General features: G+C 63.1%; 15 protein-coding genes. 5 read left to right on the top strand and 10 right to left on the bottom strand.

Features of this window, described 5'->3' with window-relative positions:
* Nucleotides 1-11: 11 nt before the first annotated feature.
* Together ACF8EA_RS03425 and dmeF are read right to left on the bottom strand one after the other, a co-directional pair.
* Nucleotides 12-356, bottom strand: coding sequence for a cupin domain-containing protein (locus tag ACF8EA_RS03425; protein ID WP_003251579.1), 345 nt, complete (start codon nt 354-356; stop codon nt 12-14).
* A 96-nt stretch (nt 357-452) separates the two neighbouring features.
* Complete coding sequence (dmeF, locus tag ACF8EA_RS03420; protein ID WP_392521114.1) at nt 453-1,388, bottom strand: CDF family Co(II)/Ni(II) efflux transporter DmeF; 936 nt, start codon at nt 1,386-1,388, stop codon at nt 453-455.
* A gap of 70 nt (nt 1,389-1,458) precedes the next feature.
* On the opposite strand from dmeF, the gene ACF8EA_RS03415 reads away from it, so the two are divergent.
* Nucleotides 1,459-1,734, top strand: coding sequence for a metal/formaldehyde-sensitive transcriptional repressor (locus ACF8EA_RS03415; protein WP_233692907.1), 276 nt, complete (start codon nt 1,459-1,461; stop codon nt 1,732-1,734).
* 95 nt (nt 1,735-1,829) lie between these two features.
* Here the strand turns inward: ACF8EA_RS03415 and ACF8EA_RS03410 are convergent, their stop codons facing one another.
* The 7 genes from ACF8EA_RS03410 to ACF8EA_RS03380 form a co-directional block, all read right to left on the bottom strand.
* Nucleotides 1,830-2,762, bottom strand: a complete 933-nt coding sequence (locus ACF8EA_RS03410; RefSeq protein ID WP_233692908.1) for a phosphatidate cytidylyltransferase — start codon at nt 2,760-2,762, stop codon at nt 1,830-1,832.
* A 1-nt stretch (nt 2,763) separates the two neighbouring features.
* Nucleotides 2,764-3,387 (bottom strand): lysophospholipid acyltransferase family protein, encoded by a 624-nt coding sequence (locus ACF8EA_RS03405; protein ID WP_016497906.1) that lies wholly within the window; start codon nt 3,385-3,387, stop codon nt 2,764-2,766.
* Between the two features lie 10 nt (nt 3,388-3,397).
* A complete protein-coding gene (locus ACF8EA_RS03400; RefSeq protein ID WP_392521113.1) occupies nt 3,398-3,829 on the bottom strand; it encodes a hypothetical protein in 432 nt (143 codons plus the stop codon).
* A complete protein-coding gene (locus ACF8EA_RS03395) occupies nt 3,826-5,271 on the bottom strand; it encodes a serine/threonine protein phosphatase (RefSeq protein WP_392521112.1) in 1,446 nt (481 codons plus the stop codon). Before ACF8EA_RS03395 ends, ACF8EA_RS03400 begins: the two co-directional genes overlap by 4 nt.
* Entirely contained in the window at nt 5,272-7,026 is a 1,755-nt protein-coding gene (locus tag ACF8EA_RS03390) for a bifunctional alpha/beta hydrolase/class I SAM-dependent methyltransferase (protein WP_392521111.1), read from the bottom strand.
* Nucleotides 7,027-7,057: 31 nt separating this feature from the next.
* Nucleotides 7,058-7,663: a CDP-alcohol phosphatidyltransferase family protein gene (locus tag ACF8EA_RS03385; RefSeq protein WP_392521110.1), complete on the bottom strand. Its 606-nt coding sequence runs from the start codon at nt 7,661-7,663 to the stop codon at nt 7,058-7,060.
* Between the two features lie 82 nt (nt 7,664-7,745).
* Complete coding sequence (locus tag ACF8EA_RS03380) at nt 7,746-8,627, bottom strand: LysR family transcriptional regulator (RefSeq protein WP_392521109.1); 882 nt, start codon at nt 8,625-8,627, stop codon at nt 7,746-7,748.
* A gap of 78 nt (nt 8,628-8,705) precedes the next feature.
* Between ACF8EA_RS03380 and ACF8EA_RS03375 the strand changes: the two genes are divergently transcribed.
* Nucleotides 8,706-9,470, top strand: coding sequence for a sulfite exporter TauE/SafE family protein (locus ACF8EA_RS03375; RefSeq protein ID WP_392506770.1), 765 nt, complete (start codon nt 8,706-8,708; stop codon nt 9,468-9,470).
* Here ACF8EA_RS03375 and ACF8EA_RS03370 read toward each other — a convergent pair.
* Complete coding sequence (locus ACF8EA_RS03370) at nt 9,460-9,774, bottom strand: putative quinol monooxygenase (protein ID WP_003251589.1); 315 nt, start codon at nt 9,772-9,774, stop codon at nt 9,460-9,462. The genes ACF8EA_RS03375 and ACF8EA_RS03370 overlap by 11 nt on opposite strands.
* A gap of 163 nt (nt 9,775-9,937) precedes the next feature.
* Between ACF8EA_RS03370 and ACF8EA_RS03365 the strand changes: the two genes are divergently transcribed.
* The 3 genes from ACF8EA_RS03365 (at nt 9,938) to ggt (ending at nt 13,393) form a co-directional block, all read left to right on the top strand.
* The gene (locus tag ACF8EA_RS03365) at nt 9,938-10,528 is read left to right on the top strand and encodes an NAD(P)H-dependent oxidoreductase (protein ID WP_020193400.1); all 591 of its coding nucleotides are present in this window, start codon (nt 9,938-9,940) and stop codon (nt 10,526-10,528) included.
* Between the two features lie 183 nt (nt 10,529-10,711).
* The gene (locus ACF8EA_RS03360) at nt 10,712-11,608 is read left to right on the top strand and encodes a LysR family transcriptional regulator (RefSeq protein ID WP_135192686.1); all 897 of its coding nucleotides are present in this window, start codon (nt 10,712-10,714) and stop codon (nt 11,606-11,608) included.
* 117 nt (nt 11,609-11,725) lie between these two features.
* Nucleotides 11,726-13,393 (top strand): gamma-glutamyltransferase, encoded by a 1,668-nt coding sequence (gene ggt / locus ACF8EA_RS03355; protein WP_392521108.1) that lies wholly within the window; start codon nt 11,726-11,728, stop codon nt 13,391-13,393.
* The last annotated feature ends 14 nt before the right edge of the window (nt 13,394-13,407 follow it).

Below are 13,407 nucleotides of genomic sequence, written 5' to 3'. Positions count from 1 at the left end.
ACGCCTACAAGTCAGGCGAAGACGAAATACTTGCGTACAGTCTCGACCACTTCCCAGGTACCTTTCATGCCTGGCTCAATCACGAACACATCACCCGCTTTCAGGTGCTTCGGCTCTTCGCCTTCCGGGGTGATGATGCAGTAGCCATCGAGGAAGTGGCAGAACTCCCATTTATCGTAGTTGACCTCGAACTTGCCCGGGGTGCAGATCCAGGTGCCCATGATTTTGCTGCCGTCGGCCGACAGGTAGGCATTGAGGTTGACGGTGTGCGGATCGCCGCCGATGCGCTTCCACTTGGTGGCGTCCACGACCGGCGTCGGGCAGGTTTCGCGCAGGACGGTGATGAAATCGGACATGGCACAACTCCTGGTGACTGGCTGAATGACTGGTCACCATAGGCCCAACGGCCGAGCCGCAGTTGCCTGGGCTCGACGTCCAGGTGTCTGCTCGCGCTATGCCAGGCGGTTTACCTCGACGGTGATGTGCGCCAGCTCTTCATGCACGCCCAATGCCCGGCGTACGCTGTCGGCGCTGAGGGCACCGTGGGTGACTAGGCCAAGGATGCAGGCGTATTGGTCCTTGCCCACCCGCCACACGTGCAGATCGGTGATGCTGGCCGGCACCGGCAACTGCGTGACCACTTCGCGGATTTCTTCCACCACAGGCGCGTCCATCTCCGCATCCAGCAGCACCCGCCCGGTATCGCGCAGCAGGCCGCGGGCCCACAGCGCCACCAGCAATGCACCCACCAGGCCCATGACCGGGTCGAGCCAGCTGGCGCCCCAGAACTTGCCAGCCAGCAAGGCAACGATGGCCAAGACCGAGGTGGCGGCATCGGCCAGTACATGCAGGTAGGCCGAACGCAGATTCAGGTCATGGTGATGATGGCCGTGCTCATGATGATGGCCGTGCCCATGATGGTCATGATGGTGGTGGTCATCGCGCAGCAGCCAGGCGCAGGTCAGGTTGACGGCAAGACCCACCACGGCGATGGATATTGCCTCGTCATAGTGGATTGGTCCCGGTGACAGCAGCCGCTCCACCGACTGAAACACCATAAGCCCGGCCACCCCCAGCAACAGCAGGGCGCTGGAGTAGCCGCCGAGAATCTCGATTTTCCAGGTGCCAAAGGCAAACCGTCGGTCAGCGGCATAGCGCCGTGCGGCAGCGTAGGCGAGCAAAGACAGGCCCAGGGCCAGGGCATGGGAGCTCATGTGCCAGCCATCGGCCAGCAATGCCATGGAGTTGAAGAACCACCCACCGGCAATTTCCGCCACCATCATCACGGTGGTAAGCCACACCGCCAGGCGTGTCTTGCGCTCGGCGCCCAGGTTGCTGGTGTGGAACTGATGGCTGTGCTGCCAACGGTCTGAGGTTTGTGTCGTCATGGTTTATCATGCTCCCGGAAGAACCAGAAATATACTATACCCCAGTATACCTAGCGCGGTGTGAAACCCAATGGCACATACCCTGAAGAGCAAGAAGCAGCTGTTGACCCGGGTGCGTAAAATCAAAGGCCAAGCCGCCGCTCTGGAGACGGCGCTGGAGCAGGACAAGGACTGCCTGGCGATCCTGCAGCAGATCGCTGCCGTGCGCGGTGCGGTGAACGGGCTGATGGCCGAGGTGATGGAAGGGCACATCCGCGATCACCTCGTAGCGGACGGCCTGAGTGCCGAGGAACGGCAGGACGAGGCGGACAAGGTGGCTACGTTGTTGCGGTCTTATCTCAAGTAGCCGGTACAGTGATGGTCGATACCCCAGGGGGGTATCAACGTCCGCGTTACAGTGCAGATTTTCGCTTTCACACTGATCGCAGATGCACGCATTCGCTACGCCCACCAGTACCGCACAAAGTGGAAGAACACCGGCGCGGCAAAGCACACCGAGTCCATGCGATCGAGCATGCCGCCGTGGCCTTCGATCATATGGCCCCAGTCCTTCACCCCGCGGTCGCGCTTGATCGCCGACATCACCAGCCCGCCGAAGAAGCCCATGGCGTTGACCGCCAACGCCATCAGCGCGGCCTGCCAGAAGGTGAACGGGGTGATCCAGCACAACAGGGCGCCGATCAGGGTGGCCAGTGCCACGCCGCCGGCCAACCCTTCTACGGTCTTGGACGGTGACAGGTTGGGGGCCACCTTGTGCTTGCCAAACAGCTTGCCGCACACGTATTGCAGCACGTCGCTGATCTGCACCACCAGGATCAGCCAGGCGATCAGCAGCAGGTTCCGCCCCTCGTAGCCGGGGATGTCCAGGGTCATCAAGGCGGGCACCGACGATACGCAGTACACCGCGATCATCAGCCCCCACTGCACCTTTGACGCCCGTTCGAGAAAGCGTGTGGTATCGCCGCCGAAGCTGGCCAAAATCGGCAGCAGCAGGAACAGGTACACCGGGATGAAGATGCTGAACAGGCCGTACCAGTCCATGGCGATCAGCACGTACTGCACCGGCAGTGCCACATAAAACGCTGCCACCAGCGCCGGGTAGTCGCTGCGCCGGGTCGGGGTGAGGGTCATGAACTCGCGCAGGGCGTAGAACGACACGCCATAGAACAGCACGATCACGCCGTATTTACCGAACAGGAAAGCGATGCCGATCACCAGCACCATCACCCACCAGGCGTTGATGCGAGCGTTGAGGTTGTCGATCACCGCGTGTGGCGCCGGGCCGGCGCGCCACTTCAGCAGGCGGCCGGTCACGCTGGCGAGCAGCAGCAGGGCGCCGATGCCGGCGAACAGGAAAAGGGTGTTGTCGTCCATGTCAGGCATCCTTCGGGGCCAGGGTCAGCAGGGCCTGGCTGGCCCGCTCGAGAAAGGCCTGCTTGCTTTCATCTGCGTGCAGGTGCAGCGGTTCGCCAAAGCTCAGTGTGCACAGCAACGGCAGGGGCAGGGCGCGGCCTTTGGGCATCACCCGGTTGAGATTGGCGATCCATACCGGTACCAGTTCGACGTCGGGGTTGGCCGCGGCCAGGTGGTACAACCCGCTTCTGAACGGCATCAGTGGCTCGTCGCCCAGATTACGCGTGCCTTCCGGGAAGAAGATCAGCGAGTCGCCTTGAGCCACGGCTTCAAGGATCGGCTGTAGCGGGCTGCCCTGGCCTTCGCTGCGTTGGCGGTCGATCAATACGCCGTTGAACACCTTGCGAATGAGAAAATCGCGGATGCCCGGTTTGGCCCAGTAGTCCGCGCCGGCCACCGGGCGGGTGCGTTTGCGCAAGGGCTGCGGCAGTGAAGCCCACAGCAGCACGAAGTCACCGTGGCTGCTGTGGTTGGCGAAGTACAGGCGCTGCACTGGCAGCGGCGTGCAACCCAGCCACAGGGCGCGGGCACCCGTGATCAGACGGGCGGCGGAGGTGATGAGGTAGGCGGTCAGGTTGGCGAGCATGGATCGGTGGTCATCCCTTCAAAGGCAGTGTCAGCAGGGTAGCCAAGGCCAGCGACAACTGCAGGCCCAGGCACACACCCTGGCGGCGCAACAGGTTCAGTGCGGCCTGGCTGCGATCAGGCCAGGCGCGGGCGTCCGTGGCCTGCGGTTTCAGTTTCAGCTCGAACAGGGCGCGGTCCAGGGCCTGGGTGTCCGCTGCCAGGTGGTTGCTGCTGGCGAGGTGGGTGAACAGTTCGGTATCTATGGCCACGCGGATGGCCCAGTACTTGTGCATTACGCCTAGCACCAGCAGCACGCCGCACAGCAGGCTGGCCAGCGGCTGAAGTGGGGCACCCAACAAAGGTGCAAGGCCGTAGGCCAGGGCCAGCAGGGTGAGGCCGTCGGACAAGCGTTCCAGCTGTTTGCCGCGACCCAGCAGGCTGGCTACCACACGCAGGTTCATGGCTGTGCTCCAAGCTGTTGCAAGGCCAGGCGGTGTGCCGGGTGCAGAATGCTGCCGGGGCGGGCTTTGCGGATCAATGCTTCGGCCTGCTGGGCGTCGCTGCAGCGGCCGGAGAGCAGCAGCCAGGCGGCCACGGCGCTGGCGCTGCGTGAATAGCCCAGAGCACAGCACACCAGTAAGGGGCCTTTGGCGCGCAGGCGTTCGATGGCGTTGGCGGCCTGTTGTAACAGGGCAGCGTCCGGCGCTATCAGGTCCAGGGTAGGGAAACACTGATACTCAAAGGCTGGCGCGGCCGAGGGAGCGGCCTTGTGTTGCGAAAGGGGCGCGAAGCGGCCCCGGTTTTTCAGCTTCGCAGCAGACATTGCCGGGGCTGCTGCGCAGCCCTTTCGCAACACAAGGCCGCTCCTGCAAAGGTTGGCGCTGCCTTGAGCTTTGCACGGCAACTCGGCGCACAAATCGACAATCGCAGCGAACGGCGTGCTGCGCCCTGGGATCCTCCCCAGGTACACGCCATCGCACACTTCATCGGCTTGCGGATGGTGCCGGGTCCATAGCCGCGAATTGACCCACGCACCGACCAGGTATGGTGCCAGCAGCCAGCTGGCCGCACTCGACAAGTGGCCATCGGCGCCTTTCTGAAACCCGCCTGCACCCAACACACCATAGTTCAGCGCAACCAGTGCCAGCGACACGGCCGGCCAGGCCAACCACAACCAGGCACCGCCCGACACAACGGCAGGCACAGCGCACAAAACAGCGCCCACGGCATAATAAAACGCCATCCGCCAGCGCTTGGCATCCCGTGCAAGGTGCGCCTGCTGCCAGGGCAGTTGCCCCTGATGCGGCCACAGCCAGGCGCAGGCAAACCCCGCCAATGCACCCGTGGGTACATCGATGAAATGATGCTGCCAGGTGGTCAGTACCGACACCCCGATCAACGCCATCCAGCCATGCATCAGCCATCGCCAGGGCTGGTGCTGCACATGCCGGGCAAACATCGTCCAGATGATCACCAGCAGCGCAATGTGCAGCGATGGCGCCTGGTTGAACGGTTTGTCGAAGCCCATCAGTACATCGAACAGCCAGCCGAACAGCCCATCCAGCTCCGGCCGTTCGAAGGTGAACCGCAGCGGCCACAGCAGGAAGCAGGTGACACTGATCACTTGTGCGCTGAGCAGTGCCAGCGCGTGCCGGTCCATTTCCTGGCGTGTGCGCGGCAGCAGAAAAGACAGCCCGTAAAGCAAGTCGATCGACCAGTACGGGATGATCGTCCAGGGCCACAGCGGCATGCAGCGCTCCCAGCCGAACACCAGGTTGCCGACATCACTGCGCCCGGCGGTATGGTTGTTCGCCAGCCCATAGCTGAGGAAAAACAACGGCCCCAGCAGCAGAAGCCAGAACACGCCCCGGCGGATCAGCCCTGGCTCGCGTGGTGGGTTCATTCAGCGCACTCGCTGTGCCAGGCTGACGCTGAAAATCCCCCATTCATCGATGCGCTGGGCCAGCTTGCGGAAACCGGCCGCCTCTACCAACTGGTCCATTTCGGCCTGGCTGCGGCGTCGCATCACCCAGGCCTCGCCACCCCGGTGGCTGGTAAGGGCGCGGGCGATCATCTCCAGTTGCGGGTGCCACGGCTGGCCGGTGTAGAGCAGATAACCGCCATCTTCCACGGCATCGGCCAGGCCGGCCAGCGAGTTGCCCACCAGTTGGTTGCTGGGGAACAGTTCGTAGAGCCCCGAGACCACCGCCAGGGTCGGCGGTTGCTCCAGCGTGGCCAGGCTCTGGCGGTCGAAGGCATCGCCCTGGACGAAACGGGCGATGTCGGCCAGGCCCTTCTCAGTGATCAGCGCGCTGCCTTGCTGCACGTTAAGCTCGCTGTAGTCGCGCAGCAGGATCGAGTCCGGCAACTGCTCAAGGTCTTGCAGGGCTTCGAGGATGTAGCGGCCATGGCCGGCGGCGATATCGACAATGTGCACAGGCCGCTGTTGTTCGCGCAGTCGGGCGATGGCCAGGCGCAGCAGTTCTTCGACGTGCAGCTTGCGCTGGCGAATGCCACGCCAGCCGATGGCGTCGAGGTAGTTCTGGTCGACCAGGCGGCCCAGCTGGCCCTTGCCGGTCGGTTGGTTGCGGTACACGTAGTCGAGCGTGCTGCCCGAATCGAAGCCGGTGTCGAAGCCCAGTTTCACCCCCGCAGACAACCCCTTGCCCAGGCTAAGCCCGGCGCGGGTGGCGCGCCAGTAAAGGTCACGCGGCGAGTGGCGCGGCAACGGTGCGGCCAGGCTTTCGGCTTCGGCGCAACTGGGGCCCGTCTTGTCGGCATCGAGCAGTGAGGGCCGGGCGGCGGGGCTGGTGAAGCAGTGCTCCACAAACCGTTCGATGCGCTTCAGGGCGTGCGCCCGGTCACGCTCACCGAGGGTGTCGTGGAAGAAGCCCGGCAGAATGTGCATTTCCTTGCGCGTGCTGCCCAGCCGTTCGAAAAAGCGCTCCTGCGGTTGGCGCTCGACCACGAAGTCGGCCCCGGATACCAGCAACTGGGTTGGTATCTGAATGGCCTGGGCATCCGCCACCACCCGGTCAGCGGCTTCGTACAGGCCCAGCAGCATGGTCACCGAAATCGGCCGGCTGATCAGCGGGTCGGCCACGTACGACATCACCCGCTCGGGGTCGTGAGTGAGCAGGCGTGGCTTGACGTAGCTGTTGACGAAGAAGTTGCCGCGCCAGGCCTTGAGCAGCTTCAGGCCAAGGCGGGCGAATGGCACGTACAGCTTGACCTTGAACGCGGGCGAGGCCAGCACCAGGCAGCGTACCTTGGGCGCGTAGTCGTGGGCCCAGGTGGCAATCAGCACCGCGCCGACGCTTTGCGCCAGCACCACCAGGTCGTGCTCGGCGATGCCGTGATGGGTCTGGATATGTTCGATGAAGGTTTGCACGTCGCGCACGCTGGTGGCGAACCCTGGGCTGTCGCCGCGTGCGCCTGGCGACTGGCCATGGCCGCGGGCATCCCAGGCGAAGAAGTCATAGCCCGGCATGTCCAGTTCATCGGCCAGGTGGGCCATGCGCCCGCCGTGTTCATGGCCGCGGTGGAACATCACCACGGCCCGGCGTGGCTGGTGCTCGTTGCGGGTGGCAGACCAATGACGGTAGTGCAACTCGACACCGTCATGGGTGGAGAAGTGCAGCGCTTGCGCTTGGCGCATTATCAACGTCCTTTTTGCGGCGGCTTTGGGCTCAGCGGGTTTCGGCCAGCCCCTGGCGAACCCGGTTGTAGAGGGTATAGAGCGAGAGCGCGAGGATGACCAGCAGCAGGCCATTGATCCAGCTGCCATTCAGCAGGCCAAAAGCGACCCCGGTGCCCAGCACGCCGAAGGCAAAGGCCCGGTCGCTTTTGCCCATGGGGCCGTCGTAACGGCGCGAGGCGCCAGCCAGCGGGCCCATGACGCCGGCGTATTCGCTGAAGGTGGCACACACCACCACCAGCACCACCAGCACCGGAGAAACCCCGGTCAGCAGGGCGAAGGGCAGGTACAGGGCGGCGTCGGCAATCACGTCGCAGAGTTCGTTGAGGTAGGCGCCGAGGGTAGATTGCTGGCCGAACTCCCTGGCCAGCATGCCGTCAACGGCGTTCAGTGCCATGCGCAGCAGCATCCACACCGGTATCAGGATGAACAGCCAGGTAACGTGGGGGAGGGCGGCCAGCAGCAGGCCCACCAGGACCGACACCACGGCGGCGGCGACGGTAACCTGGTTGGCGGTGACACCGCGGTCGTAAAGGCGCTGGACTGCTGGGCGCAGCAGGGCCTGGAAGCGCGGTTTGAGCTGGTAGATCGATGCCACTGGAAAATCCTTTTTCGTGGTGCGATGGGGGATTGTGTGCGACCGGCCGAAAAAATGCACTTACTGTGTAGGCACTGACGCTTCAACGGGTGAGGGTGGTCACCAATGCTGCGGCATAGCCCGGCAATGTCGCAAAATCCCGCGCGCACACCAGCAACCGGCGGTTGGCCCATGGCTCCTGCAGCGCAACCCAGTGCAACGGCAGCATGCCTTGCCAGCGCTGCACCGCTGCCAGCGGCACCACCCCGATTCCGGCCCCGCCCGCGACCATGCGGATCACCCCATCAAACCCCTCCGCACGCACCCGAACCTGCATGCGCTGCCCCTCATGCAGCGCTTGCTCTTCCAGGTACAATCCCAATGCACTGACCGCCCCCAGGCCTACATAGCCATGGGCCAGACTATCGACGAAGCTTGGCGCCAGCGCACTGGCCAGAGGGTGGCTCAGCGGAGTCACCAGCACCAGTGGGTCGTCTCGAAAAGGCCGGGTCTGCAGGTGCTCGCAAGGGGCAGCAGTGGAAACGATGCCCAGGTCGGCCATGCCTTGGGTAATTGCCTGCACGATGCGCAAACTCGGCAGCTCTTGCACGTCCACACTGACTCCCGGGTTATCAGCCAGATAGCTGGCCAGCAGTTCGGGCAGGTATTCGGTCAGCGCTGCGGTGTTGCACAGCAGGCGCACTTGGCCTTGCTGCCCTTGCGCGTATTGGCCCAGGTCGAATTGCAGGCGTTCGACCTGCTGCGTTATCAGCCGTGCATGCTGCAAGAGTGCCTGGCCAGCCGGCGTTGGTTGTACGCCACGGCGGTTACGTTCCAGCAAGGGAATGCCCAGCGATGCTTCCATGGCGCGAATGCGCGCACTGGCTGCCGGCAGCGACAGATGGCTGCGGCTGGCGCCGGCGGTAATGTTGCCGCACTCCAGGGTGTGTAGGAACAGCTTGAGGTCGATCAGGTCGAAATGCATGTGGCTCTGTCCTGGCAAGAGGCTGGCTGAGTATATGGCAGATTCTCACGTTGCCCGGGGTGCGCCATCATCGGCCCCATGACTACCTTGCTCGCTTTCTACCAGAACATTGGCCCGGCACTGTCGTTGCTGGTTGTACTGACCTTCCTGCTGGCTGGCGCAGTGAAGGGGGTCATTGGCCTGGGCCTGCCGACCATTGCCATGGGCCTGTTGGGCCTGGCTATGTCGCCAGCGCAGGCTGCCGCTTTGCTGATCGTGCCCTCGACCCTCACCAACCTGTGGCAGTTGGCCTGCGGCGGGCACCTGCGCGGGTTGTTGGTCCGCCTGGGGCCGATGCTGATATTGATCTTTGTCGGCACTTTGCTGGGCAGCGCCTGGGTGGGAATCAACAGCGGCCCATGGGCTGCGCACGCGCTGGGGGGCGCCTTGCTGGTCTATGCGTTGTATGGGTTGGTCGGCTTGGGCCTGCATGTGAAACCGGGACACGAGCGCTGGCTGGGACCGCTTTGCGGGCTGGTCACGGGAGTGGTCACGGCGTCGACCGGGGTGTTCGTGATGCCAGCGGTGCCTTACCTGCAGAGCCTGGGGTTGAACCGCGAGCAGATGATCCAGGCCCTGGGCTTGTCGTTTACGGTGTCGACCCTGGCCTTGGCCCTAGGCCTGGCCGGGCAGGATGCCTTGGGTGGCCAGGCGCTAGGAGCGTCGCTGCTGATGCTGGCGCCGGCCTTGCTCGGCATGCTGGCGGGGCAGTGGCTGCGTCAGCGGATCAGCGCGCTGCTGTTCAAGCGTTGTTTTTTCATCGGCCTGGCCGCACTCGGCGGCCATCTGCTGATCAGCGGCTAGCGGACGAAGCGCTGAGCATGTCGACCCTCTGGATATCGAAATCGCGCTCCAGGTAGTCCATGCGCTTTTCGAAGAAGGCGGCCATGTGCGGGAGGGCCGAGTGCACGTCCAGCGCGGCCTTGTCGGCCCACACTTCGAAGAACACAAACAGGCTCGGGTCCTGCTGGTCGCGCAGCATGTGGTATTCGATGCAGCCGGGTTCCTGGCGGCTTGGCTCGACGTAGGGACGGAACAGGTTTTCGAACGCATCAGCCATTTCCGGGCGGGTCTTGGCTTTGAGGATAAAGGCGAACGGCTCACTCATGGGGCGCTACTCGGTGATGGGTGGTGAGTCGATTCTACGGCAATAATGCGTTGTTCATTCGTGACTTCTGATCAATTGTATTTTGCCCTGTCACCGCTGTATCCCGCCCCCGCGAGCCTCTAACCTGCCGGCATCAATTTTTGATTCGGCCGTGGAGGCCAGCATGAAAAAGATCCTTCTGCTCAATGGTGGTAAACAGTTCGCTCACTCCGAAGGCCGTCTCAACGCGACCTTGCACGAAGCGGCCATCGCTCACCTGGACCGCGCCGGTTTCGATGTGCGCCAGACGTTCATCGACGGCGGCTACGATGCCCAGGAAGAGGTGGAGAAATTCCTCTGGGCCGATGTGGTGATCTATCAGATGCCCGGCTGGTGGATGGGCGCGCCGTGGACCGTTAAGAAGTACATCGACGAGGTATTCACTGCCGGCCACGGCAGCCTGTATGCCAATGATGGCCGTACCCGTTCGGACCACTCGCAAAAATACGGCAGCGGTGGTTTGGTGCACGGCAAGCAATACATGTTGTCGCTGACCTGGAACGCGCCGCAGCAGGCGTTCGATGACCCCAGCGATTTCTTCGAAGGCAAAGGGGTGGATGCCGTGTACTTCCCGTTCCACAAGGCCAACCAGTTCCTGGGTATGACCGGCCTGCCGACCTTCCTGGCTGTGGATGTGATGAAGCGCCCGGATGTGCCGGCGGCGTTGGCAGCTTATGAGGCCCATCTGGACAAGGTGTTTGGCAAGGCACAGTAATTTTATGCCTGTACGGGCCTATTCGCGGGCTTGCCCGCTCCCACAGGTATTACGCAGGTTTCAAGGACTTTGCAGTACTTGTGGGAGCGGGCAAGCCCGCGAATAGGCCCGTACAGGCGCCGCTGGACTTGGCCTCGACAAGCGGTTATCTAATCCTTGCACAGACCAACCACAGGCCTAGATGTGAAAACCCGATCCGAAGAACTCCAGGTATTCGTCGCCGTCATCGACTGCGGCTCGATTTCCGCTGCTGCCGAGCAGATGGGCCAGACCCCGTCTGCCGTCAGCCGCACCCTGTCGCGCCTGGAGGGCAAGCTGGGCACCACGCTGGTCAACCGCACCACCCGGCGCATGGACCTTACCGAAGAGGGTCGTTATTTTCTTGAGCGCTCGCGGCTGATCCTGCAGCAGATGGACGAGATGGAAGAGCGTCTTTCGATGAACCGCCAGACCCCGACCGGGCGATTGCGCATCAATGCTGCGGCGCCGTTCATGCTGCATGCCATCCTGCCGTGGATCGGCGAGTTCCGCCGCCAGTACCCGGGCATCGAACTGGAGCTTAACACTGACGACCTGATCATCGACCTGCTGGAGCAGAGCACCGACGTGGCGATCCGCATCGGTGAACTGGCCGACTCCAGCCTGCATGCGCGCAGCCTGGGTTGCAGTCCGGTGCAGGTGCTGGCCAGTCCGGCCTACCTGGAGCAGCACGGCACGCCACGGCAGGTCGAGGAGCTGGCCGACCACTGTCTGCTCGGCTTCAGCCAACCTGAGTCGCTCAATCATTGGCCGCTACGCCACGCTCAGGGCGATCGCTGGAGCATCCGCCCGACGCTGGTCGCTTCCAGCGGCGAAACCCTGCGCCAGCTGGCGCTGGCCGGGGAGGGCATCGTCAGCCTGTCGCACTTCATGACCCACGAAGATATCCGTACAGGGCGCCTGCAGGTGCTGCTGAGCGAGGCCAATAATGGCTACCGTCAGCCGATCCACGCGGTGTATTACCGCAACACCCAGTTGGCGCTGCGCATCCAGTGCTTCCTGGATTTCATCCAGCGCAAGCTGGCCATGTACGCCTGCTGAGTTGCCTGATCGCGACAAATCCTGTCCACAGGCGGCGAAACTTCCGACGGTTGATTGCACAGTCGAAGCGCTTCGGCCTTACTGAGTGCTCGACAAAAACAACACCAAGGAAGTGTCATGCGCATTGTCCCTTTCCAGTACCTGGCTCTCGCAGCCGCGATCCTGAGCTGTTCCTCGGTTTACGCCGCCACGCTGGAGGGCGGCGCGGTGGCCGCCCCCGATCAATATGGTGCACAGGTGGCCGCCGATATTCTGAAAAAGGGCGGCAACGCGGTAGACGCGGCAGTGGCGACCGCCTTCACCCTGGCGGTGACTTACCCGGAGGCCGGTAACATCGGCGGTGGCGGCTTCATGACCCTGTTCGTCGAAGGCAAGCCTTACTTCCTCGACTACCGCGAAGTCGCGCCCAAGGCCGCCACACGCAACATGTACCTGGACGACAAGGGCGAGGTCATCGAGAACCTCAGCCTGGTCGGGGCACGTGCCGCAGGTGTACCCGGTACGGTAATGGGCCTGTGGGAGGCGCACCAGAAGTTCGGCAAGCTGCCCTGGAGCGAGTTGCTGACCCCGGCCATCGGCTATGCGAAAAACGGCTTCAAGGTGGCAGAAAAGCAGTACCAGTACCGCAACGATGCCCAGGGCATGTTCAAGACCGCGACCAACTTCAACGATTACTTCGGCAACATGAAGGTCGGCGAGCTGTTCAAGCAGCCGGAAATGGCCCAGACCCTGGAGCGTATAGCCGACAAGGGCGTGAGCGAGTTCTATCAAGGCAAGACCGCCGATTTGCTGGTGGCGCAGATGCAGGCTGACAAAGGCCTGATTACCAAAGACGACCTTAAGGACTACAAGGCGGTATGGCGTGAACCGATGGCCGTGAGCTGGCGTGGCAATGTGGTGTATACCGCGCCGCCACCGAGCTCCGGCGGTGTGGCGCTGGCCCAGTTGCTGGGCATCAAGGAAGACCGCGCGGCCGACTTCAAAGGGGTGGCGCATAACTCGGCGCAGTACATCCACCTGTTGGCCGAGATCGAGAAGCGGGTGTTCGCCGACCGCGCCGACTACCTGGGCGACCCGGCCTTCACCAAGGTGCCGGTGGACCAGCTGGTGGCCAAGGATTACCTGGCCAAGCGCGCAGCCCAGGTCAACCCGAAGGCCATCTCCGAGACCGACAAGGTCAAGCCGGGCCTCGAACCGCACCAGACCACGCATTTCTCGATCATCGACAAGCAGGGCAACGCGGTCAGCAATACCTACACCCTCAACCTCGACTACGGCAGTGGTGTGGTGGTGAAGGGCGCCGGTTTCCTGCTCAACGACGAGATGGATGATTTCAGCGCCAAACCGGGGGCGGCGAACGCCTTTGGCGTGGTCGGTGGTGATGCCAACGCGATCGAACCGGGCAAGCGCATGCTGTCGTCGATGAGTCCCAGCCTGATGACCCGCGATGGCAAGGTCGAGCTGGTTATCGGTACCCCGGGTGGTTCACGGATCTTTACCTCGATCTTCCAGGTGATGAACAACCTGTACGACTACGGCATGCCGCTGGACAAGGCGGTGGCGACGCAGCGCGTGCACCATCAGTTGCTGCCCAAGGACACCATCTACTTCGACAGCTATGCGCCGCTGACCGGTCCTGTAGCTGACGAGCTGAAGAAGATGGGCTATGTGCTGGAGGACCAGGGCTGGGAGATGGGTGACATCCAGGCGATTCGAGTCGATGGAGCGAAGCTTGAGACCGCTTCTGATCCACGTGGGCGTGGGGTGGGGATGATCGTCAAGTGATGCTGTGCAAGCCG

Origin of the sequence: Pseudomonas sp. YQ_5 (genome assembly GCF_043103305.1) — a bacterium.
Taxonomy (GTDB): domain Bacteria; phylum Pseudomonadota; class Gammaproteobacteria; order Pseudomonadales; family Pseudomonadaceae; genus Aquipseudomonas; species Aquipseudomonas putida_Y.
This window is presented reverse-complemented; position numbering and strand designations above follow the sequence as displayed.

Bases quoted from the DNA above. Each gene is read 5' to 3' on its own strand.
- ACF8EA_RS03425 (WP_003251579.1), bottom strand. From the start codon at position 356: ATGTCCGATTTCATCACCGTCCTGCGCGAAACCTGCCCGACGCCGGTC.
- ACF8EA_RS03370 (WP_003251589.1), bottom strand. From the start codon at position 9,774: ATGAGTGAGCCGTTCGCCTTTATCCTCAAAGCCAAGACCCGCCCGGAA.
- ACF8EA_RS03410 (WP_233692908.1), bottom strand. From the start codon at position 2,762: ATGGACGACAACACCCTTTTCCTGTTCGCCGGCATCGGCGCCCTGCTG.
- ACF8EA_RS03365 (WP_020193400.1), top strand. From the start codon at position 9,938: ATGAAAAAGATCCTTCTGCTCAATGGTGGTAAACAGTTCGCTCACTCC.
- ggt (WP_392521108.1), top strand. From the start codon at position 11,726: ATGCGCATTGTCCCTTTCCAGTACCTGGCTCTCGCAGCCGCGATCCTG.
- dmeF (WP_392521114.1), bottom strand. From the start codon at position 1,388: ATGACGACACAAACCTCAGACCGTTGGCAGCACAGCCATCAGTTCCAC.
- ACF8EA_RS03395 (WP_392521112.1), bottom strand. From the start codon at position 5,271: ATGAACCCACCACGCGAGCCAGGGCTGATCCGCCGGGGCGTGTTCTGG.
- ACF8EA_RS03380 (WP_392521109.1), bottom strand. From the start codon at position 8,627: ATGCATTTCGACCTGATCGACCTCAAGCTGTTCCTACACACCCTGGAG.
- ACF8EA_RS03375 (WP_392506770.1), top strand. From the start codon at position 8,706: ATGACTACCTTGCTCGCTTTCTACCAGAACATTGGCCCGGCACTGTCG.
- ACF8EA_RS03400 (WP_392521113.1), bottom strand. From the start codon at position 3,829: ATGAACCTGCGTGTGGTAGCCAGCCTGCTGGGTCGCGGCAAACAGCTG.
- ACF8EA_RS03390 (WP_392521111.1), bottom strand. From the start codon at position 7,026: ATGCGCCAAGCGCAAGCGCTGCACTTCTCCACCCATGACGGTGTCGAG.
- ACF8EA_RS03405 (WP_016497906.1), bottom strand. From the start codon at position 3,387: ATGCTCGCCAACCTGACCGCCTACCTCATCACCTCCGCCGCCCGTCTG.
- ACF8EA_RS03415 (WP_233692907.1), top strand. From the start codon at position 1,459: ATGGCACATACCCTGAAGAGCAAGAAGCAGCTGTTGACCCGGGTGCGT.